The organism is Devosia sp., from assembly GCF_034675085.1.
Taxonomy (GTDB): Bacteria; Pseudomonadota; Alphaproteobacteria; order Rhizobiales; family Devosiaceae; genus Devosia.
The window spans coordinates 1-2,034 of sequence record NZ_JAUCDN010000445.1; the positions used below are offsets into that span (position 1 = coordinate 1).

Consider the following 2,034-nt stretch of genomic DNA (forward strand, 5'->3'; position numbering starts at 1 on the left):
CCCTGAAATGCGACATTGCCGCGTTGACCGGAAATCTTCCGCCCACCGCCTAGCCTTTCCCAGATCGCAGCCAAAAATGCCGGCCTTGACCATCGAAACAATGATCCCCTATGTCGAATCTTCTTGACATTTAATAACCAATCTGGTAAAATATAGGTATGGATGGGGATTTCGCTCCATCTCTATCAGGATCTATAAACACGCTAGAGTGTGGAGTCCCAGCTCCACGCTCTGCAACTGCATGGAGAAAATGCAGATGATTGAAGCCGCCTTTCTTACCGACAAAGATGTTGCCAGCTACCTCAACCTCTCCCCTTCGTGGGTGAGAGGGCAACGACACAAGCGAAGGCATGGACTACCTCACATCCTTGACGTGGACGCCCGCTACATCGGTTCGTGCGCCCGCTATTTGCGGAGCGAGATAGACGCCTTCGTCGCCGGTCTAATCGAATAATCCAATGGACTTTGACAATTGTGTGTCTTGGCTGGAGGCAGCATCGCCTGCCTCCCCGGCCTCCCATGATGAAATCCCCGACAATCGGGGGCAAGCCAACCGCTATGCCGCAGCGCCAACCAGTGCCATCGCCGCACAGCCATCTCAAATCCTGCCACCGGACCCGCTTGCCGCCGGCCCCGCCAGCGGAAAGGCTGCGACGGGCCTCGAACTGCTTAAAGGCACATGGCTCGATCCGGCTCTGGATTTCCGCGACCCGGAAGGCGACGCCTTGGCTACGGCGGCCTTGTCGCTCATTACCGCAATCGAATCGCGGCGGCGCAAACCAAAGCAAGCCGACGCACGAAACCGCTACGCTCTTGTCCGGGCAATCCTCGCCAATGGCTTCCGGTGCCACTATCATCGACGCTCAAATCGGATTGCCTATTCGCGTAGAGCCGAGGGTTATCCCGATGGCCCCGGCTGGCTGAATGGCAGGGCGATGGCTCACACCATCGATCTTCTAGAAGCCGCCCGACTTATCAAGGCCTATCCCGGCAAGAGGGGACAGGCTTCCACATACCATATCATGCCGAGGCTCTACGGCATGGCCCAAGACTGCGGCGTTACCCAGCACAGCCTGACCTTGTGCCTGCCCCCGGAACGGCTGGTAAGGCTCCGCGAGGGAAATTCCGACACTTCCTATCTAACCTTCGAGCCGACCGACGACACCCGCCGCTGGGCAGAGCAGCTACAGGCATACAATGCCTTTGTCCGGCAACAGAATATTGCTCTGGCTCTGACGGAGGAAGAGGAAGCCGAATGGGTGGAGAATTGGAACGCCGAGAGATGCGCGCGGAAGAGCGGGGATTGCCCGGTCCTCATCCACCCCGAATTGCTCCAGACCGATCTATACCGGCAGTTCAACAACGGCTCGTTCGATCAGGGCGGCAGGCTCTATGGAGGCTGGTGGATCAACGTGCCGGGACGGTTGCGGAAACGGATAACGATCAACGGCAGACCGACCGTGGAACTGGATTTTTCCGGCTGCCATATTCGGATGCTCTACCACCAACGAGGCATCGACTATCAGGGCGATCCCTACCGGCTGGACGAGCTGGTCGCCTGCGAGAAGGAAAATGGCCTGTCGCCTGACTATTTCAGGGAAGGAATGAAAAGCCTGACCCAAGCTCTCATCAACGGCAATCCGGGGGGCCAGCCCGAACTGGCGAGGATCAAAGGATTTTCCTTCCTTCCTTATTTCCAGCGACCACAATTACGCCGAATGATCGAGGAGAAACACGCCCCTATCGCCAATGCTTTCGGCACCGGGGCGGGACTACGCCTGCAAAGGCTGGATTCCGACATTGCCTTGTCGATTATCACCCACTTGCGGAAGGAAGAAATTGTTTCTCTTCCCATCCATGACAGCTTCCTCGTGGCAAAGGATAGAGAGGACGAGTTACGTCGGCTGATGGAAGAAGAGTATATGTTTATATTTCATCATCTACCTAAGATTAAGATAAGTATAAAATAGAAAAAATCCCAGCTACCAGAACGCCTTCATATAAGGGAAGGCATAAAAAATATCGTGACATACC

General features: G+C 55.7%; 2 protein-coding genes. Both read left to right on the forward strand.

What is annotated here, in order from left to right:
* The first annotated feature begins 256 nt into the window (after positions 1–256).
* Positions 257–454, forward strand: a complete 198-nt coding sequence (locus tag VDP82_RS18085; RefSeq protein WP_293862213.1) for a helix-turn-helix transcriptional regulator — start codon at positions 257–259, stop codon at positions 452–454.
* Between the two features lie 4 nt (positions 455–458).
* Entirely contained in the window at positions 459–1,970 is a 1,512-nt protein-coding gene (locus VDP82_RS17535) for a hypothetical protein (RefSeq protein ID WP_323016102.1), read from the forward strand.
* Positions 1,971–2,034 lie beyond the last annotated feature (64 nt).

Coding starts and splice junctions, on each gene's coding strand:
- VDP82_RS18085 (WP_293862213.1), top strand. CDS start 257: ATGATTGAAGCCGCCTTTCTTACCGACAAAGATGTTGCCAGCTACCTC.
- VDP82_RS17535 (WP_323016102.1), top strand. CDS start 459: ATGGACTTTGACAATTGTGTGTCTTGGCTGGAGGCAGCATCGCCTGCC.